Raw genomic sequence first — 20431 nt, 5'->3', positions numbered from 1 at the left:
TTTATGGAGTTTATCCTAAGCTATTTAAAATTAGTTTTTTTAGTTTTTCGTTTATTTTATTGGCAGTTTTGTCATTTTCTTTAAATGTTTTGTAGAATTTATATGAGATATAGGTTATATTTTTATCTTTTTGATAAATTGATATGGCTAGTGGACAATAGTTTATATTATTGAAATTTTCTTTTAGCATTTGCAAAGTAAAACTACTTTTACAAATGCCTAGATTTATTCCTTTTTTCAAAACTCCTTTTTCTTTAAGGAAAGTTGCCACTTCATTTGTAGCTTTTGCAAGATTTAGTTCATAAACGATAGTAAAACCTTCATAATTTATCTCATCTTTTAAATTTACTAAATCTTTTTCAAAATTGGAATTAGTAATTTCTACTAAAAATAGATTTTTATTTTCGATTATTTTATAATCTGCGTTTAAAAAGCAGAAAACTAATGAAAATAGGAAAAATATTTTCATTAGTTTTTACACTCCATTTCAAAAGGTGCAATTCCCAAAGTATCTAAATCTGTAACTGGATGTAAAAATCCAACTTGGGGTGAAGTAGATATCAAAGCTCGCGGTTGTGCAAGTGAAATAGGAACTCTTATTTGTCCGTTATAATCTCTAAATGAGAGTTTTCTACCCAAATATGCACCCAATTCAAACTCTTTTGAATAAATATAATTAATATTTGTTTGTAAATCTTTTGATTTGGTATGTATTAGTGAGTTTATAACTGTTCTAATTGCTATCCAGTTTGCAAAATCACGTGATTCCATCCATCTTGAAGAATATTTTTCAAATCTACTTTGCATTTGAGCAGCACCCCAAGCTTCAATTACCTTATGCCATAGAACAGGTGTTAGCCCTTGTGTTCCTGCAATTGGACGTGGTAACCAAGTGTTAAAATATAAAAACTCCCCAAAATCTCCATAAAAATCTGAAACTACTACTACATCATAATCATTAGCTTGAGTAAAAGATGGAAACTCTGCACTTGCTTTTCTTCTTATGTCACTATTTGTTTCCCAAGTTTTTTCTTTCACAATTTTTAGACCAAACTTTTTAGCAGATCTTTTTATATCAGTTGATATTTCAATATCTTTTATATTTTTGCCACTTAATAAAAAGATATTTTTAAAATCTCTTTTTACCAAAAATTGAACTAAACCATCATAAAGCATAGCATTACTTGGAGTTGTATGAAGTAGGTTTTTTCGACAAAAGTTTTTACGTAAACTTGTAGTTGGGCTACTTGCATTTAAAAATAGTGCTTTTTTTGAAAATGAAGAATTTACCAATTCCTTTAATAAATCATCTTCTACATTAAGTACAACAAAACTATTTCCAGCATTTATAAATCTTTCAAAACTTTGTATTAACTCTTTTTTATCATATGAGATTGAACTTATAAGATTATATTTTTGATTTAAAAACTTTGCACTTTTATTACTATCTATAATAGCAATTTGAGCACCTTTTATTCCTAAGTCTTCGGGTTCTTCAATGACATTTGACAAAACTGGTGGTTTTTTTATTTTTTGTTCTAGGTACAAAATATTTATATCTAGAATTTCTGCTTTTATAAAACCGATTAAAAAAAATATTAATAATATAGATTTCATTTATTTGCCTTTAAAACTTTTCTTTAGTATATAGAAGTTTTATAGCCTAAGTTTAGCAAAAAACATATCGCTAAACTTAGGCTATAAATATCATATACAATTACAAAAATTAATTACAAGGAAATGAAGATGAAAAAAATAGTTTTAGCTTTAACAATTATTACAAGCTTTTTATTTGCAGATACAATATATGTTTCAAATGAAAAGGATAATACTTTATCTGTGATTGATTCAAATACAAATAAAGTAATCGATACTATTAATGTAGGTCAAAGACCTAGGGGAATACTTTTAAGTAAGGATTACAGTAAATTATATATTTGTGCAAGTGATGATGATACGGTACAAGTTATGGATATAAAAAGCAAAAAGATTTTATATAATTTACCTTCAGGTGAAGACCCAGAACAGTTTGCTTTAACTCCAGATGGAAAAGAGATATATATATCAAATGAAAATGATGCAATTGTAACTGTTGTTGATACTGAAAATAGAACAGTATTAAAACAAATCGATGTTGGAGTTGAACCTGAAGGGATGGCTGTAAGCCCTGATGGAAGTGTGGCAATAAATACTACTGAAACATCAAATTTTTTACATTGGATAGATACAAAAACTAAAGAGATAATTCATAATACCTTAGTAGATCAAAGACCAAGACATATAGAGTTTTCAAAAAGTGGTGATAAGGTTTGGGCTTCATCTGAAATAGGTGGAACGGTTATGGTTGTTGATTCTAAAACAAAAGAGGGAGTTGTTAAAATAACTTTTAAAATACCAGGTATTTTTAAAGATTTAATTCAACCAGTTGGTATAAAACTAACACGTGATGGAAAATATGCCTTTGTAGCTTTAGGACCTGCAAATCATGTGGCTGTAATAGATGCAAAAACATATAAAGTTTTAAAATATTTACTTGTGGGAAAAAGAGTTTGGCAGTTAGCTTTTGTACATGGAGAAAAAAAACTTTATACAACAAATGGTGTTAGTGGAGATGTTTCAGTAATAGATGTGGATTCATTAAAAGTTGAAAAAAGTATAAAAGTTGGAAGATACCCTTGGGGTCTTGCAGTTATTCCAAAGTAAAATCATGAAAAATAGTATTTTAGATTTTAAAAATGTAGATTACTCCTATGGTCAAAAGGTTGCTTTAAATAATGTTTCTTTAACTATAGAAAAGGGAACTTTTTTTGTACTTTTAGGACTTAATGGAGCAGGTAAATCTACAATCTTTTCACTTATTACAAGGTTGCAAAATCTTCAAAAAGGTGAAATAGATATAGATGGTCATCCTATAAAAAATTATTCTAAAGCTTTAAGGGATATTGGGATTGTATTTCAAGAGCCAACTTTAGATTTGGATTTAACAGTAAAACAAAATCTATATTATTATGGTTCATTAAAAGGTTTGAGTTTTAAACAGACTTTAAAATCTATTGATTTGCAAATAAAAAAACTAGAGTTAGAAGATATTTTAGATACTCAAGTGAGAAAATTAAATGGTGGACATAGAAGAAGAGTTGAGATATTAAGAGCACTTATAAATAAGCCTAAGTTGTTACTTTTAGATGAAGCAACAGTTGGGCTAGATGTAAAAAGTAGATTTGATATATTAAATTATGTAAGAAGTTTAGTAAAAGAAGAGGGAATTTCAGTACTTTGGATTACACATTTATTTGATGAGGTAGATTTAGATGATGATATATCCATAATAAAATCAGGAGAGATTGTTTACAGTGGAATTGTAAATGAACTAATGGCAAAGTATGAAAAAGAGAATCTTATTGATACTTTTAATTTTCTTGTGGGATAGATTATGAAAAAATATTTATATTGTATGCAAGGGATTGTTTATAAAGAGTTAATAAGATTTTTAAAACAAAAGAGTCGTTTCTTTTCAGCACTTGTTCGTCCACTTCTTTGGCTTTTTATCTTTTCTGTTGGTTTTAAAACAGCCCTTGGACTTGCTATTATCCCTCCATATGAAACATATATTACATATGAAACATATATTGTCCCTGGATTAGTTGGAATGGTTTTACTTTTTAATGGTATGCAAAGTTCTTTGACTATGATATTTGATAGAGAAATGGGAAGTATGAAGATACTTTTAACTTCATATATAAATAGAAACTATTTGCTTTTTTGTAAAATGTTTGCAACTTCAATTGTATCTACTATTCAAGCGATTACATTTTTATTTGTTGCAAAACTTTATGGTGTAGATATTTCTATTTTAGCAATAATTGTGACTATTCCTGTGATTATTATTTCATCTATTATCTTAAATGCTTTTGCACTTTTTATCTCTTCTGTTATTAAGCAGTTAGAAAATTTTGCAACGGTTATGAATTTTGTAATTTTCCCAATGTTCTTTTTGAGTTCTGCACTTTATCCACTTTGGAAAGTAAAAGATTCTTCGATTTTACTTTTTAATATTTCTTCATACAATCCATTTACTTATATTGTAGAGTCAATTAGGTTCTGTTTATATTTGAAATTTGATTTTGAACTCTTTTTTGTATTGGGAATTTCTTTTATAATTGCCCTAAATATGGCATTTCTAGGTTTCAAAAGTAAAAAAGTAAATCATAGCTAAATTCAGGCTATACAACTCATGTATACTTCCAAACAGACAAATTTTCAGTTTGTTATTTACTATAATAAGGAGAAAAAAATGATTAACAAAAAGCTACTAACTAGCGCAGCAGCCATCACACTATCTGCACTAATTAGCGGGTGCGTTACGTCAAACAGCACGATGAATAATAACACAAGTGAGGTTATAAAACCATCATTTGCACCTGTTACAAATATGGAAATCTTAAATGATGAAAAAAGTACTGGGGATGTACTTACTAATGGTATGGGATTAAAAGGGCAAAGATTCTCTCCACTTAGTCAAATCAATAAAGATACAGTAAAAGATTTAGTTCCTGTATGGAACTTCTCTTTCGGTGGGGAGAAACAAAGAGGGCAAGAATCACAACCAATTGTTAAAGATGGAGTTATGTATGTAAGTGCGTCTTATTCAAGAGTGTTTGCTATAAACATAGCAAATGGAGAAGAGTTATGGCAATATGATGCAAAACTTCCAGATGCAATTTTGCCATGTTGTGATGTTATCAACAGAGGTGTTGCAATATATGATAATGTAGTTATTTTTGGAACACTAGATGCAAAACTTGTTGCACTTGATAGAAAAACTGGAAAAGTAGTTTGGAAGAAAAAGGTTGCTAACTATAAAGATGGTTATTCAATTACTGCTGCTCCAATTATCGTAAAAGATATGGTAATTACTGGTGTTGCTGGTGGTGAGTTCGGTATTGTTGGAAAAGTTGAAGCTAGAAATGCAAAAACTGGTGAAGTAATTTGGACTAGACCTACTGTTGAAGGTCATATGGGTTACTTAAATGGTAAAGAAAATGGAATTACTGGTGGAGAAGCTGGTCGTACTTGGCCTGGTGATTTATGGAAATCAGGAGGAGCTGCAACTTGGCTTGGAGGAACTTATGATCCAGAAACTAACCTATTATTTTTTGGAACAGGAAATCCAGCACCTTGGAATTCACACTTAAGACCAGGGGATAACTTATATAGTTCATCAAGACTTGCTATTAATCCAGAAACTGGGAAAATTGTTTGGCATTTCCAAACAACTCCACATGATGGTTGGGATTTTGATGGGGTTAATGAGTTAGTATCATTTGATTATAAAGATGCAAGTGGTAAAACTGTAAAAGCTGCAGGAACTGCAGATAGAAATGGTTTCTTCTATGTCTTAAATAGAGAAAATGGTAAATTTATTACAGCTAATCCATTTGTTTCAAATATCACTTGGGCAACTGGAATTGGAAAAGATGGAAGACCATTATATACAGCTGATGGAAGACCAGGAAATCCAAATGGTGAAAGTAAAGGAAAATCTGTATTTTCAGTACCGTCATTCTTAGGTGGAAAAAACTGGATGCCAATCTCTTTTTCTCAAAAAACAAATATGTTCTATGTCCCATCAAATGAGTGGGGTATGGATATTTGGAATCAACCAGTTTCATATAAAAAAGGTGCTGCTTATTTAGGTGCTGGGTTTACTATTAAACCAATATTTGAAGACCATATTGGTTCACTTAAAGCAATTGAACCATTAACTGGAAAAATCAAATGGAACTATAAAAATCCTGCACCATTATGGGGAGGAATTTTATCTACAGCTGGTGGACTTGTATTTGCAGGAACTCCTGAAGGTAAATTCTTAGCATTTGATGATGAGTCTGGTGATATTTTATATAAATTCAATGTTGGTTCTGGAATCGTTTCTTCTCCAATTACTTGGGAACAAAATGGTGAACAATATGTTGCTATAGTATCTGGTTGGGGTGGAGCTGTTCCTTTATGGGGTGGTGAAGTTGCTAAAAAAATCAAAAACATCAACCAAGGTGGAACTGTACACGTATTTAAATTACATAAGTAATTTTAAAAATCTTAAAAAGGAGGGCAAAAAAATGAAATGGGAAACACCAGCGTTTGTTGATAATAGATTTGGTTTTGAAGTTACAATGTATATTTGTCACGTATAAGGTTAAATCTAAGTAAATGTTAAAGGGGCTAGAAAGTTAGTCCCTTTGTATGTCGAGTTAAAGTTGAAATACAGAAGTTTTACTTCTGTATTTTGTTTACTAAATTTAATTTCATAAAATTAAATTTAATAAGCAAAAAAGAGAGAAATATTATGAAAATAGAAATTTTAGGTTCATCTGCTGGTGGTGGACTTCCTCAATTTAATTGTAATTGTGATAACTGTAAAGCCTATAGAGATGGTAAAAAAACAGTTATAAAAAGAACACAAAGCTCTATTACAATAAGTGAGGATGGAGAAAATTGGATTTTATTTAATACTTCTCCTGATATTTTAGAGCAAATTCATAATTCACCCTTTTTACAACCGCAAAAAAGACGGGAAACTAAAATAAAAGCTATAGTTTTTATTGATGCCCAAATTGACCATACAACAGGGCTTTTGATGTTAAGAGAAGGTTGTCCCCATGAAGTATATTGTACAAAAGAGGTAAATGAAGAACTAAATACATCTTTTCCTCTTTTTAAGATGTTAACCCATTGGGATGGTGGAGGAGTAAAATATAATGAAATTACTCCAAACAATAAAGCTTTTGAAATACCAGTTATGCCAAGCTATGAGTTCTTTGCACTTCCTCTTATTTCTAATGCTCCTCCATATTCTAAATATAGAGATAGACCAAGAGCTGGAGATAATATTGGAGTTGTAGTTAAAAATAAAACTACAGGAAAAAAACTTTTTTATCTTCCTGGACTTGGTGTTATAGAAAAACATATTGTAGATGAGATGGCTGATGCTGATATTTTACTTATTGATGGAACAGTTTGGACAAATGATGAGATGATAAAAAATGGTTTTTCTACAAAATTAGGAACTGATATGGGACATATTCCATTAAGTGGAGAAGATGGACTTATCAAGATACTTGATACTTTGGAAAAACCAAGAAAGATATTAATTCATATAAATAATACAAACCCAATACTTGATGAAGAAAATGATGAGTATAAAGAACTAATTTCACATGGGATAGAAATATCCTATGATGGGATGAGTATCGAAATTTAGTAAAATAAAAGGAGACAATATGACAAAAAGAATGGATAAATTACTAAGCAAAGAAGAGTTTGAGGCAAAACTAAGAGGTATGGGTGAAATGTATCACATTCATCACCCTTTCCATATAAGAATGTATGAAGGAAGTTGTACTAAAGAAGAGATTCAAGGTTGGGTTGCAAATAGATTTTATTATCAAACAGCTATTCCAATTAAAGATGCTGCAATTATGTCAAATAATCCACCACTTGAAGATAGAAGAAAATGGATTGATAGAATAATTGACCATGATAGTGTTGGTGGAGGAATTGAAGCTTGGTTAGAACTTGGTGAAGCTGTAGGATTAGATAAAGAGGATTTGATTTCTCATAAATATGTTTTACCTGCTGTAAAATTCGCAGTTGATGCTTATGTAAACTTTGCAAAACAAAGACCTTGGAAAGAAGCTGCAATGTCATCATTAACAGAGATGTTTGCACCACAAATTCATCAACAAAGACTTGACACTTGGCCAAAAAACTATCCATGGATAGAGCAAAGTGGATTAAGATATTTTCAGAAAAGATTAACCGAAGCAAGAAGAGATGTTCAGCATGGATTGGCATTAACGTTAGAAGAATTTAATACTGTTGAACTTCAAGAAAGAGCTTGCGAAATTTTACAATTTAAACTTGATATTTTATGGGTTATGGTAGATGCACTTTATTTAGCTTATGAGCTTAAAAGACCACCATATTTTAATATAAAGGGTTGTAATGCAACTAGAAAAATCAATTGTAGTGAATAACCATTTTCAACTACAGTATGAAGAAGCACAAGGGTGCTTCGTTTTATTATATCCAGAAGGTATGGTTCAGCTAAATCAAAGTGCTGGTGAGATTATGAATTTATGTGATGGCAAAAATACATGTTTGGATATTGCAAAAATTTTAGAAGAAAAGTTTCAAATGGCTGATTTAAAAAAAGATGTTGAAGCTTTTTTAAATGAAGCTTTACAGCGTAAGTGGGTGATGTATGGAAACTAATATTAAACCTCCTTTATGGATGCTTTTAGAATTAACTCATAAGTGTCCTTTGGAGTGTTCATATTGTTATAATCAACTGGATTTTGCCAATACTAAAGATAGTATGAGTAAAGAAGATTGGTTTAGAGTTATGGAAGAAGCTAGAGCAATGGGTGCTGTTCAGTTAGGATTTTCAGGTGGTGAGCCACTTTTAAATAAAGACATTTTAGAAATAGTTAAAAAAGCTGCTGATTTAAAATTTTATACAAATCTTATAACTTCAGGTGTTGGAGCTGATTTATCTATTGTTCCAAAGCTAAAAGAAGCTGGATTAAAAACTGTTCAACTTGGAATCCAATCACATGATGCTAATACAACAGCCCTTATTACAAATAATAAAACTGCACAAAAAGATAAAATAGCATTTGCAAAAGCTTGTAAAGATAATGGTTTACAACTTATAGTTAACTCATGTATTACAAGACAAAATATTCATCAAATAGGTGAAATTATTGAGTTTGCTGAATCTCTTGGTGCTAATTATTTAGAAATAGCAAATATACAATATTATGGTTGGGCATTAAAAAATATAGACGCACTTTTACCTACACAAGAACAACTAAAAAAAGCAAAAGAAGTGGTTGATTTTTATAGGGAAAAAAGAGATGATATGAAAGTATTTTTTGTGGTACCTGATTATTATGCTACAAGACCAAAAGCTTGTATGAATGGCTGGGGAACAACATTTTTAACTATAAATCCAGATGGAGTAGCACTTCCTTGTAATACTGCAAATACTTTGCCACTTGAATTTCCAAATGTAAAAGATTTTTCAGTAAAAGAGATATGGAATGATAGTGAAGCTTTTAATTTCTTTAGAGGCGATAAGTGGATGAAAGAGCCTTGCAGAACTTGTCCTGAAAAAGAGATTGATTTTGGAGGATGCCGATGTCAAGCATATGCGCTTACAAAAGATATGAATGAATCTGATCCTGTTTGTGATAAATCTTCTTATCATAATGTAGTTGTTCAAAAAGTTGAAACAGCTTTAAAATCTACAAGTGAGCCTATTTATAGAAATAGACAAAACTCACTTCTTTTAATGAATGAGGCATAAATAAACGTAAGAGATTATCTTACGTTTATTGATTGAAGTTTTATGAAGAATTAGTTAGGTCTTTCAACCATATAACCAATTCCTCTAATATTTATAATAAAGTCTTCTTTTAGAACTTTTTTCACCCGGTTTACTTCAGCTCTTATTGTTGCATTATCAATATAGTCATCATTCCAAACATAATCCCTAAACATATCATAATTACAAACTAAACTTCTATTTGCTGCTAATAAATCTATGATTTGAATTTGTCTTTTAGGTAAAATTTGTGGTTCGTTATTAAAAAGTAAAACCATATTTTTAGAGTCATAGCTATATGATTTAGATAACCTTTTATGTTCTTGTGGAACTTGCATGGTCTTTAAAATTTTATTTATTCTAAGTGTTAACTCTTTTAGGTGAAAAGGTTTTTTCAAATAGTCATGACAACCTATGTCAAAAGCTCTTGTAATATCCTCAATATCAATGAGTGCTGATATAAAAATTGTAGGAACCATTCTTTTTTGTTTATGTAAATCTTCTAAAATAGTAAGTCCATCAGTATCAGGAACATTTATATCAAAAACAAGTAAATCAAATTTTTCTTTTTGCAAGGTTTCTAAACAATGTTTACCATCCATTACAGAAATTACAGCATGACCTGTTGATTGTAGATATTGTGTAATTGCTTTATTTAGCATAATATCATCTTCAAGTAGTAATATTTTCATTTATTTCCTTTGAATATGTATGTAAAACATGTATTATCAGAATCAGAAGTGACATTAATTATTACTCCCTCTTCATCACAAATTCTTTTAACTAAATTTAGTCCTAAGCCAAAACCATTTTTTGACTCTTCTTCTCTATAGTATTCATCAAATATTTTTTGAGGATCTTGTATTTTTTTAGAATGACTGGAAACAGAAAATTTAAAAAAGTTAGTAATTTTTTCAACTTTAACAGTGATATCTTCACCTTTATTTGTGTATTTGATGGCATTTGATATTGTATTATCAACTATTCTTTGTAGTTTTGTTTCACTAAAATTTATAATCATTTCAGGACAATTACATTCTAAAATAAATTTTGAAGAGACTTGTGTTGCTACGCTTTTAAAAAAATATACTCTACTTCGTACAAAATCTACTAAATCTAAAGAATAAACTTTATAATTAACTTGGTCTTTTTTTACCAAATAACTCAAGTCATCATAAATAGAAAAAATACTTTTCATGGCAACTTCAATATTTGATAAATACTCATTTTTGCCATTTTGCATCTCATATAATTCTATATTACTCATAATTACAGATAGTGGAGTATTGGTTTCATGAACTGCATGTCTTAAAAAGAGTTTTTGATTTTTTAGAATTTTTTGTGAATATTTCATCTGTTTTTCTAAAACTTTTGATTGTTCGTTATGATCTTTTGCACTTTGTTGAATTAAGTTTGTAAGTGCTTGGATTGTTTTGGCATAAGAACTCTCTGTTTCATTTATTATTTGGCTTGGTTTAATTAAATCATTACTTGAGTGTTGAGCATTTTCAGTTAAACCAACTAAAGTAATGGTTTGGTTCATAAGTTCATTTTTTTCATTGGTATGAAAAAACTCTGCATAAGTAAAAAATCCCGATGTAGGAGCTATTGAAGCAAAGGGTTCAATTTCTACTTTAATAAGACTTTGCATATATCTTCGTCTTGCCATACAAGAGTAGATAAAAAATGTTTCTGCTTGGTAGTTATTTATATTTTTTAAATAATTTACTGGATTTTTCATAATCATCTCTGCATTTGCAAAACCAAGTCTTACTTTATCTCCTTTATATAAATTCCCTCCACAACCAAAACTTCCATCTGGATAACGAGTCAAAACAGCTCTTGCTACAGAGATACCATTCCTTTGAACTATAAGTGGAAATTCTGTGTATGAGTCAGAACTACCTAAATATTTTTCATAAAACTCTATTGCATCCATCCCTGCAATTTCATATATCCTATTTCCTTTTACTTTATCAATAGTATGTTCAATTCCAATTGGTGACCAATCGTATTTATGGTCGTTGAATACTTGTAAAATATCTGAGTTAAGGGATACTGCAACTGCACCACAATTTATAACTTTTTTTCCACATGAGATAAAGGTTTGTGTAAAGTGCCCATTGTCTCCTGCCATTCCACCACAAACCATAACCTTTTCATTAAAAGCAGTGATTCCTTTTAGATAATCTTCTCCATTGGTACTTGTACCATCTGTAAAGGTAATGATTAACTTAGTATTCGGTGTTACAAGTTCTTTTGCAATTTCAAAACCACTATTAAAAGAGTTTGTCCCTTCTTTTATAGAAGCTTTTATTGTAGTGTGTTTAAAAACGGATATTGAAATAACTGTTTTAAAAGTGGATACTTTTTTATCTTTTATTTCACCATCTGTTGTTGTTCCAAGTATTACAGCATTTGGTAGATTATCACTTAATAGATTAATCAAATATTGTAAAGTATTTTCATTTTGTCCACAAAATACTTGAATAAGAATATTTTTTTCATCTTTAAATAAAGAATAATCTATCTCTGTTTTAAATGAATTATTTTGATATGTGTAGTTATAGGTATTCATAAAAATATTGTAGCATAAAATATTAATTTTCTCATAAAAAAATTAGTGAATTCCCCCATGCTATACAAATGCTATAAAAGCTATATTATGGGCTTTGTAGAGATTTTTATATCGCTATATTCATGCTATACTTTTCGCTATATTCAGGCTATAAAATTCCAGTAAGATTTCATTACAGAAAAAATTTGGCTATCAAACTTTTTCAGATTTTTGACATTAATTTATACAAAAGGAAAAAAAATGGCATACGCAAAACCGACTTACAAATCTCAATATGAGAACTTTATTGGTGGAGAGTGGATAGCTCCAAAAAGTGGTGAATATTTTGAAAATATTTCTCCTGTGGATGGTAAAGTTTTAACAAAAATACCAAGATCAAATGAGCAAGATGTTGAGTTAGCAATTCAAGCTGCAAATAAAGCATTTGAATCATATAAACATACTTCAGTAGTTGAAAGAAGTAATCTTTTAAATAAAATTGCAGATGCAATTGAAGCAAACTCTGAAGCTTTAGCTATTGCTGAAACTTTAGATAATGGTAAAGCAGTTAGAGAAACTTTAGCAGCTGACGTTCCTTTAGTTGTTGACCATTTTAGATATTTTGCATCTGTAATTAGAGCAGAATCTGGAACAGTGGCTGATTTAGATGAAAATACAATTTCACAAGAAGTTTATGAGCCATATGGTGTTGTTGCTCAAATTATTCCTTGGAATTTCCCATTATTAATGGCTGCATGGAAACTTGCTCCTGCATTAGCTGCTGGAAACTGTATTGTTATGAAACCAGCAAGTGCAACTCCAATGTCAATCTTAATTTTAATGGAAACAATCCAATCAGTATTACCAGCAGGTTGTGTTAACATTATTAATGGTGCAGGTGGAAAAATTGGTAAATACCTTTCTACTCACCCTGATATCAAAAAAGTTGGCTTTACTGGTGAAACTACAACTGGTCAATTAATTATGCAATATGCAACAGAAAACATTATTCCATCTACTTTAGAACTTGGTGGAAAATCACCAAACATCTTCTTAGAATCAATTATGGATGCTGATGATGAGTTTTTTGATAAAGCTATCGAAGGTTTAGTTTTATTTGCATTTAACTCGGGAGAAGTTTGTACTTGTCCATCAAGAGCATTAATCCAAGAATCAATCTATGAGCCATTTATGGCAAGAGTTTTAGAGCGAGTTAAAGCTATTAAATTAGGTGATCCACTAGATCCTACTTGTATGATGGGTGCACAATGTTCTTTAAATCAAAAAGAGAAAATCCTAGAGTACATCAAAATTGGTAAAGAAGAAGGGGCAGAGTGTTTAATTGGTGGAGATGTTTATGAATCAGAAAAATATCCAAATGGATTTTATATTCAACCAACAATATTCAAAGGTCACAATAAAATGAGAATCTTCCAAGAAGAGATTTTTGGACCAGTATTATCAGTAACTACATTTAAAGATGAAGATGAAGCATTAGCAATCGCAAATGATACTGTGTATGGTTTAGGTTCTGGTGTTTGGTCAAGAGATGCACACCAATTACATAAATTTAGTAGAGGAATAGAAGCAGGTAGAGTTTGGGTTAACTGTTATCACTTATATCCTTCTCATGCTTCATTTGGTGGATATAAAAAATCAGGAATTGGGCGAGAAACTCATATGATGATGTTAAACTCTTATAGACATACAAAAAATATCTTAACTTCTTACAGCAAAAATGCTTTAGGATTTTTTTAATAGATAAAGTATAGGGAATATTCCCTATACAAATTAAGGATAAATATGGATACGCGAAGAGTAGTCGTAACAGACGCTGCAGCTGAAATAGTTGAACGATTGAAAGAAGAAAATGGTGATTTAGTTTTCAATCAAAGTGGTGGATGTTGTGATGGTACAGCACCTATGTGTTATGCAAAAAGTGATTTTTATGTTCCAAGTCGAAATGTAAAACTAGGTGAAATTTGCGGATGCGAATTTTTCATAGATAAAGACCAATTTGAGTATTTTAGACACTCACAAATTATTATTGATGTGAAAAAAGAATCAAGTGCTTTTGGAAACTCTTTTTCACTAGAAATAGATTTGGGTTATCAGTTTATAACAAAATCTCGAATCTTTACAGATGAAGAGTATAAAGAAGTAGAAAAAGAAGATTTAAAATAAAATGCTACTTTTTAATAAGTAGCATTTTAAATCTATCTCCCATACCTGTAGGGTCAATTAAGGTTTTTACCTTTTGTACCTCTTTTAAATAGTTTTCCTCACTTACATTTTTTTGTAATATTTCAAGTAATTCTAAAATACCAAATTCTACTAAAGCTTTTAGTTGAGTTTTATATTCTACTTCACATTTACAAATATCAGTAAAACTGTCTATAACATGTGAAAAATTTACATCATAGGTAATATCTGAATTTTTATAAAGTTTTTTTAAATCAAGATTTTCTTCAAAGATTGGAAATACTTCATGTTTTGAATAAACCCTACATGAAAAATCATTTCTAGGATATTTTTCCCCATAATCAAAGGTTATAAAATGAAAGTTTTTAATATTTGAACAAATATTTTTTGAAAACTCTTCATAACCAAGAGAGAGTTCACCTTTTGTGATTTTGTATTTTTTACATTTGTTGATGATGTTTTCATCAATACAATCTTTAAACTCTATTTTGTCATTATTTACAACTGCAGTTTGAAGTTTCTTTTCTTTTGTATAAATTAGCTCACAAGGAAAAGCATCATAAATCTCATTTGCTACAATAAAAGCATGGTCAAGTTTTACTTCACTAATATCATTATAAAAATTTACTTTTATATTATCTCCAAAAGAGTTTTGTAAATAGTTTTTTTGTTCAACTCTTAAATGTTCAAATCGCTCTACTATAGCAAAGTTAAGAGTATCAAGAAGTTTAGGATTTAAGGTATAAATAAATTGGATAATATCAGCTAACAAATAGCCATGATGTGCACCAATTTCTAAAATAGTTGTATTTGCAGGAAGTTCATTTTTCAAAATAGTATCAACAATTTTTTTACCAATTGTTCCACCAAAAAATATTGAAGTTGAAACTGCTGTAAAAAAATCTCCATCTTTACCAATTGCCTTATATTTTGTATAATAACCATCCTGGCCATAAAGCCAAGAGTTAAAATAATCACTAAATTTTATATTCATAGAAGTAGTTTATCTAAAAACTGTTTATAAAATGTTACTACAGTGTAACTGCTATTATGATATAATCAATCAGAAAATATGAAAGGATAATTAATATGCACAAAAGAACAAAAATATTAGCAACACTAGGCCCAGCAAGTGATACGATTGAAATAATTGAAGGTTTAATTAAAGCTGGTGCAAATATGTTTAGACTTAACTTCTCGCATGGAAGTCATGAATACCATTTAAATACATTAAATAACATTAGAAAAGCGATGGAAAATCTTAATACAACAGTTGCTGTTTTACAAGATATTTCAGGACCAAAGGTGAGAATTGGGGATTTAAAAGAACCTTTTGAACTTAGAAAAGGTGACACAATTAGATTTGTAAAAGAGGATATTGTAGGATATCAAGAATCAGATAATGAATATGTAGCTTCATTAAACTATCCTGAACTACTTGATAAAGTAAAAAAAGGTGAGTATATTTATTTATATGATGGAACTATTAGAGCAAAAGTTATAGAAACAGGAGCTCAAGTTAAAGCTGAAATAGAAAATCATGGAAAATTGGGTTCAAGAAAAGGTGTAAATTTCCCAAATACTGTAATTGATATTGATGTAATAACTGAAAAAGATAAAAAAGATATTGCTTGGGGAGTTGAAAATAAAGTTGACTATTTTGCTATTTCATTTGTACAAAACAAAAGAGATATGTTACATGCCAGAGAACTTTTAGATGGTTATTGTGGAAAATTAATTGCAAAAATTGAGAAATTTGATGCAGTTGAAAATATTGATGAAATTATTGAAGTAAGTGATGGTTTAATGGTTGCAAGGGGAGATTTAGGGATAGAAGTTCCTTATTATGAAGTTCCAACAATCCAAAAAAGACTTATCAAAAAAGCAAATGCAGCTTGTATTCCAGTAATAACAGCAACTCAAATGCTTTTATCAATGACAGAAAATGAAAGAGCAACAAGAGCAGAAATCTCTGATGTTGCAAATGCAGTTTTAGATGGAACTGATGTTGTTATGCTTTCAGAAGAGAGTGCAGTTGGAACAGATCCTGTTAATGTTGTAGAAACTATGAGTAATATTATTGCAAAAACAGAAGAGATTTATAACTTTGATAAACAAGATAAACTAGCATATTTAGATGAATTTGATGTAATTCAAGGAACAGTTACAAAACTTGCAGATGATTTAGGTGCAAAGGGTATTTTAGCCCTTACAAGTTCAGGTAAATCAGCTATGAAAATATCAAGATATAGACCAAAAACAAAAATATTGGCATTTACACATAAGAAAAAAACTTTAAGTACATTATGTGCTATTTGGGGAGTTTATCCAATTTCTGTAATAAAAGAGGGACAAGCTTCTAAGATGATTCAAAAGATGTTAAAGAATTTAGAATCAAGAAAAATACTTGATAAAACAGGACCATATATTGCAACTATTGGATATCCAGCAGGTATTCCTGGAAGTACAAATACTATCAAAATCCTAACAGAGGGTGAGATAGAGTATTATTTAAATTTACCAAATAAGAAGAAGTAATTCTTCTTATTTACTTTTATTATTTTGCATTATTTTTAGAATTACATCATCAGTTTTTTTCATTCCATATTGAGACAAAATACCAATATTTTTTATAGTATCTTCAATATTATCAGCAATAATTCCATCTCCACCATGTAAATATTTATCATTTAAGGCAAGCATAGAAGAATCAAAAGCAGCATATATTCCAGTAGCTATTTTAGTTGCACAAGATGCTTTTGCTCCATCACATATTATCCCAGAGATATTTCCAAGACTATTAGAAATAGCTTTACAAATTGTCTCAAAATCTGCATTTTCCAAATAAGCAATTGCTCCACTAACAGCACTTGTAGCACACATAACGCCACAAAATGCTGACAATCTTCCTATATTTGTTTTAAGATGAATTGTAGTCAAATGGGAAAATAATAAGCCTCTTAATAATTTTTCATGATTAAAATTTCTTTCTAGACAGTATTTAATTATGGGTAAAGAGGCTGTCATACCTTGATTTCCGCTTCCACTTGTGGTCATAACAGGTAAAGAACAACCGCTCATTCTAGCATCACTTCCAGCACTTGTAAAACTTGCACACTTATTTCTTAAATCATTACCATAAAGTCCAACATTGATATTTTTCTGAATTAAGCTTCCAATATTTACACCATATTCTTCATTTAGTCCAGCATTTGCTATGGCACTGTTATATTCAATTACTTGGGAAAAAAGTGAATTTACTTTTGATACATCCATTGTATTAGAGATTTCATAGATAGTCTTCATATCTAGAATTGACCTATCATCTTTTGAAGTTTTAAAATCAATATCATTACAAATTTGTTCAAGTAAGAGTTCGCCATTTTTCTCTATTTTTGTAATATTGGTATGAAAGTGTTTAATTTCAACCAAAGAGTAGCTATCTTTGTATTTCGCAATAATCTTAATATACAATTTCACATCAGTTTTATCATGGATAACATTTATTTTATGACTATTTAAATATTGTTTAACTTCTTTAATATCCTCTTCATTTAATTTACTAATTACCATAAGTTCATCATCTGCATCTCCTGCAATAGCACCTAATGCAGTTGCAGCTTCAATACCAATCATTCCACCAGAGTTTGGAATAGAAACAGATTTGACATTTTTTATGATATTTCCAGAAACATAAACTTCTAAATTACTAGGAATATTGCCTAATATTTGTACTGCTTTTGCACTCACATAGGCAATAGCAATTGGCTCGGTACAGCCTTGTGCAGGAACTATCTCTTCTTTTAATATATTAATTATTTTTTCAGCTGTACTCAAGTTATCTCCGTGAATAAAATTGTATTTTTTAATTGTTAGCTTATTTTAGAATAGATATCAAGTAGTTCAATTTGTTTTTCTAAATCTAAAATCTTTAGTTCTAAGGCTTTTATTTTTTTAGAATTAAGTAGTGTATCCACATCACTTTGGGTTTTCAATTCGGCTTCTTTTTCTTCCATAATTACATCAAGTAAAGAGTTATATAATTCATAATCATTTTTTGCAATAGATATTTTAGAATCTATCATTTTTATTTTTGATAACTTACTTTTGAAAAAGTTTTCTTGCTCTAAAATTACATTATCAAAATCTAGTTTTGCTTTAAGATAATCTATTCTTGTACTTTGAATATCATTGTATGTTCTTGTATCAAGGGGCATAGTGACTTTTATCCCATAGTTTTGAACACTATCATCTGTAATTGATGGATTTGAAGTTGTGTGATATTGTGTATAATCAAAAGTTGCACTAACAGTTGGTAGATATTTTGATATTATCATCCAAGAATAATCATTTTTACTAGATATGTCAGCTTTTGATTTCAAAATATTTAGATTGTTTTGTAAAAAAGATTCTTTACCTAGAAGTTTAAATTTTGGTAATTCAAAACTAGCATAATCACCTTCTGCATAAGTATTAAACTGATTTACTAATTCATCTTTTTGATAAATTAATTCTGCCAAAATATTTCTTCTAGTATTTGTATCTAATATGGCATTATCAAGTAAAGAGGTATCTGCAAAGCCATTAAATACTTGCTCCTTTTTTCTTTCCACATCTATCTCACCATTTTTTACTAAAAGTCCTTGTTTTTTAATTTCTAGTTCAATTTTATGTATATTAAAAAGAAGTGTTGTGGTATCTTTTATTAGAGCTTTTTTTTGTAAATCTAAATCTAAGTGTGAGTAGAGTCTTTTGGCATTTGCATATTTTATTGCCTTATAAATTCCACCAGTTTTAAAAATAGGTTGGTCTATGGATACTAAAGATTTTTCAGTATCATAAACCTCTCCATATACTTTTGAGTAAGTATATGTGATTGGATTTATCCAATCTTTTTTAAGTTTTGAACTATCTTCTTCTATTTTCTCTTTTGATAAATCAAAAATTTCTAATCTTTTTTTAGAAAGAATAGATTCGTCAAGTTTATCTGTTTCACTAGAAAAAGAAGAAGCAACTAAAAAAATAGCTGCTAATGATAGTTTAAATCTTAGAGATAGCATTATCTAACCTTCTAAATCCTTCATCAATCTCTTCTTTTGTAATAGTTAATACTGGTAAAAATCTTAAAGTATTTCTTCCAGATTTTAATACTAATACTCCCTCTTCAAAACCATTTTTAATAATAGCTGCTAAGGTCTCTTCATCTTTTGCTCTTAGTCCTCTCATAAGACCAAGACCAACTTTATGTGTGAAGATATTTGGATATTTTTCATAAAGTGCACTTAATTTTGACTCAAAATAGATAATTGCTTCATCAAGGGCACCTTTATCCTTATATTCATCTAGGATTTTTAAAACTTCTAGTGCAGCTCTTGTTACAAGGTAATTACCACCAAAAGTTGAACCATGATCACCTGCTGAAAAGATATCTTTGTGTGTAGTTAATATGGCACCAATTGGAACACCACCACCTAAACCTTTTGCAAGTGTAATAATATCAGGCTCTATTTCATAAAGATTTGATGCTAAAAATTCACCTGTTCTATAAACACCAGTTTGAACTTCATCAATTATTAGTAAAATCTCTTTTTCTTTTAAAAATTTAGCTAATTTTTGAATCTCTTCTTTTTCAAAAGGTTGAACTCCACCTTCCCCTTGAACTAATTCAATCATAACTGCAACTGTTTCATCATCAACAGAATTATAGATATCATTGATTTGTTTGTTGTATGAAAAACCTTCAGGATATGGAGAAAAATTTGGTGAATGAAATTTATCTTGACCTGTTGCTTTTACAGTTGTAATTGTTCTACCGTGGAAAGAGTGCTCTAATGTTATAACTTTATATTTTTTATTTGCAAATTTTGTTTGCCCATATTTTCTTGCAATTTTTATTGCACCTTCATTTGCTTCAGCCCCACTATTTGCAAAAAATGTTGCCACATCATAAGAACTTAATTGTGCAATTTTTTGTGCCAAAAGTGCTTGAGGCTCAATAGCATACAAATTTGAAATATGAGTTATGTTACTAACTTGGTCATAAATAGCATCAGCAACTTGTTTGTTTCCATGTCCAACGCTAACTACCCCAATTCCTGAAGTAAAGTCTATATAATTATTTTCTTTGTCATCATAAAGAGTTGCATTGATACCTTTTTTGAAGTTTACGTAGTTTCTTGCATAGGTTTGAAGTACATACTCTTTATCAATATTTTCAATCATTTTTTTTCCTATAATTTAATAAAGAATTATATCTAAAAAGTATAAACAATCTATTAACAATT

20 protein-coding genes are annotated in these 20431 nt (G+C 29.5%); 12 read left to right on the top strand and 8 right to left on the bottom strand.

The annotated features are described in order from the left end of the window. Positions 1-10: 10 nt before the first annotated feature. Positions 11-469 carry a hypothetical protein gene (locus tag ACQY5W_RS06785; protein ID WP_428024201.1) on the bottom strand — a complete coding sequence of 153 codons (459 nt, stop codon included), beginning with the start codon at positions 467-469 and terminating at the stop codon, positions 11-13. After that, the gene (locus ACQY5W_RS06780; RefSeq protein ID WP_428024200.1) at positions 469-1617 is read right to left on the bottom strand and encodes an ABC transporter substrate-binding protein; all 1149 of its coding nucleotides are present in this window, start codon (positions 1615-1617) and stop codon (positions 469-471) included. Before ACQY5W_RS06780 ends, ACQY5W_RS06785 begins: the two co-directional genes overlap by 1 nt. Positions 1618-1746: 129 nt before the next feature. Here ACQY5W_RS06780 and ACQY5W_RS06775 point away from each other — a divergent pair, with 129 nt between their 5' ends. From ACQY5W_RS06775 to pqqE, 9 genes are all read left to right on the top strand, one after another. Further along, positions 1747-2703, top strand: coding sequence for a YVTN family beta-propeller repeat protein (locus ACQY5W_RS06775; protein WP_428024199.1), 957 nt, complete (start codon positions 1747-1749; stop codon positions 2701-2703). Positions 2704-2707: 4 nt separating this feature from the next. Further along, positions 2708-3430 carry an ATP-binding cassette domain-containing protein gene (locus tag ACQY5W_RS06770; RefSeq protein ID WP_428024198.1) on the top strand — a complete coding sequence of 241 codons (723 nt, stop codon included), beginning with the start codon at positions 2708-2710 and terminating at the stop codon, positions 3428-3430. Between the two features lie 3 nt (positions 3431-3433). Beyond that, entirely contained in the window at positions 3434-4216 is a 783-nt protein-coding gene (locus ACQY5W_RS06765) for an ABC transporter permease (RefSeq protein WP_428024197.1), read from the top strand. Between the two features lie 162 nt (positions 4217-4378). Further along, entirely contained in the window at positions 4379-6088 is a 1710-nt protein-coding gene (locus ACQY5W_RS06760) for a methanol/ethanol family PQQ-dependent dehydrogenase (protein ID WP_428024196.1), read from the top strand. A 31-nt stretch (positions 6089-6119) separates the two neighbouring features. Continuing rightward, positions 6120-6194, top strand: a complete 75-nt coding sequence (pqqA, locus tag ACQY5W_RS06755) for a pyrroloquinoline quinone precursor peptide PqqA (protein ID WP_419766449.1) — start codon at positions 6120-6122, stop codon at positions 6192-6194. A gap of 152 nt (positions 6195-6346) precedes the next feature. Then, positions 6347-7261, top strand: a complete 915-nt coding sequence (gene pqqB / locus ACQY5W_RS06750; RefSeq protein ID WP_428024195.1) for a pyrroloquinoline quinone biosynthesis protein PqqB — start codon at positions 6347-6349, stop codon at positions 7259-7261. Positions 7262-7280: 19 nt separating this feature from the next. Further along, entirely contained in the window at positions 7281-8036 is a 756-nt protein-coding gene (pqqC, locus tag ACQY5W_RS06745) for a pyrroloquinoline-quinone synthase PqqC (RefSeq protein WP_428024194.1), read from the top strand. Beyond that, positions 8005-8274 (top strand): pyrroloquinoline quinone biosynthesis peptide chaperone PqqD, encoded by a 270-nt coding sequence (pqqD, locus tag ACQY5W_RS06740; RefSeq protein WP_428024193.1) that lies wholly within the window; start codon positions 8005-8007, stop codon positions 8272-8274. The genes pqqC and pqqD overlap by 32 nt, the downstream gene beginning before the upstream one ends. Then, positions 8264-9370 (top strand): pyrroloquinoline quinone biosynthesis protein PqqE, encoded by a 1107-nt coding sequence (gene pqqE / locus ACQY5W_RS06735; protein WP_428024192.1) that lies wholly within the window; start codon positions 8264-8266, stop codon positions 9368-9370. Before pqqD ends, pqqE begins: the two co-directional genes overlap by 11 nt. A 50-nt stretch (positions 9371-9420) precedes the next feature. On the opposite strand, the gene ACQY5W_RS06730 is transcribed toward pqqE, so the two are convergent. Further along, the gene (locus tag ACQY5W_RS06730; RefSeq protein WP_428024191.1) at positions 9421-10080 is read right to left on the bottom strand and encodes a response regulator transcription factor; all 660 of its coding nucleotides are present in this window, start codon (positions 10078-10080) and stop codon (positions 9421-9423) included. After that, positions 10077-11966, bottom strand: a complete 1890-nt coding sequence (locus ACQY5W_RS06725) for an FIST N-terminal domain-containing protein (protein ID WP_428024190.1) — start codon at positions 11964-11966, stop codon at positions 10077-10079. The genes ACQY5W_RS06730 and ACQY5W_RS06725 overlap by 4 nt, the downstream gene beginning before the upstream one ends. Before the next feature lie 240 nt (positions 11967-12206). Here ACQY5W_RS06725 and ACQY5W_RS06720 point away from each other — a divergent pair, with 240 nt between their 5' ends. Beyond that, positions 12207-13703, top strand: a complete 1497-nt coding sequence (locus tag ACQY5W_RS06720; RefSeq protein WP_428024189.1) for an aldehyde dehydrogenase family protein — start codon at positions 12207-12209, stop codon at positions 13701-13703. A 45-nt stretch (positions 13704-13748) separates the two neighbouring features. After that, on the top strand, positions 13749-14129 hold the full coding sequence (locus tag ACQY5W_RS06715) for a DUF779 domain-containing protein (protein WP_428024188.1): 381 nt from the start codon (positions 13749-13751) through the stop codon (positions 14127-14129). 4 nt (positions 14130-14133) lie between these two features. Here the strand turns inward: ACQY5W_RS06715 and ACQY5W_RS06710 are convergent, their stop codons facing one another. After that, entirely contained in the window at positions 14134-15141 is a 1008-nt protein-coding gene (locus tag ACQY5W_RS06710) for an SAM-dependent methyltransferase (RefSeq protein WP_428024187.1), read from the bottom strand. Positions 15142-15236: 95 nt separating this feature from the next. Here ACQY5W_RS06710 and pyk point away from each other — a divergent pair, with 95 nt between their 5' ends. Continuing rightward, a complete protein-coding gene (pyk, locus tag ACQY5W_RS06705; protein WP_428024186.1) occupies positions 15237-16685 on the top strand; it encodes a pyruvate kinase in 1449 nt (482 codons plus the stop codon). A 6-nt stretch (positions 16686-16691) separates the two neighbouring features. Here pyk and ACQY5W_RS06700 read toward each other — a convergent pair whose 3' ends face one another. From ACQY5W_RS06700 to ACQY5W_RS06690, 3 genes are read right to left on the bottom strand one after another with little or no spacing between them, the layout of a single operon-like run. Continuing rightward, positions 16692-17984, bottom strand: coding sequence for a serine dehydratase subunit alpha family protein (locus ACQY5W_RS06700; RefSeq protein WP_428024185.1), 1293 nt, complete (start codon positions 17982-17984; stop codon positions 16692-16694). A gap of 35 nt (positions 17985-18019) precedes the next feature. Continuing rightward, positions 18020-19207 carry a TolC family protein gene (locus tag ACQY5W_RS06695; protein ID WP_428024184.1) on the bottom strand — a complete coding sequence of 396 codons (1188 nt, stop codon included), beginning with the start codon at positions 19205-19207 and terminating at the stop codon, positions 18020-18022. Beyond that, positions 19188-20369 carry an aspartate aminotransferase family protein gene (locus ACQY5W_RS06690; protein ID WP_428024183.1) on the bottom strand — a complete coding sequence of 394 codons (1182 nt, stop codon included), beginning with the start codon at positions 20367-20369 and terminating at the stop codon, positions 19188-19190. Before ACQY5W_RS06690 ends, ACQY5W_RS06695 begins: the two co-directional genes overlap by 20 nt. Positions 20370-20431: the final 62 nt, after the last annotated feature.

Origin of the sequence: Arcobacter sp. (assembly GCF_050300555.1) — a bacterium.
GTDB lineage: Bacteria > Campylobacterota > Campylobacteria > Campylobacterales > Arcobacteraceae > Arcobacter.
The sequence above is the reverse complement of the archived record's forward strand: the minus strand, read 5'-3'. Positions and strand labels throughout refer to the sequence as shown.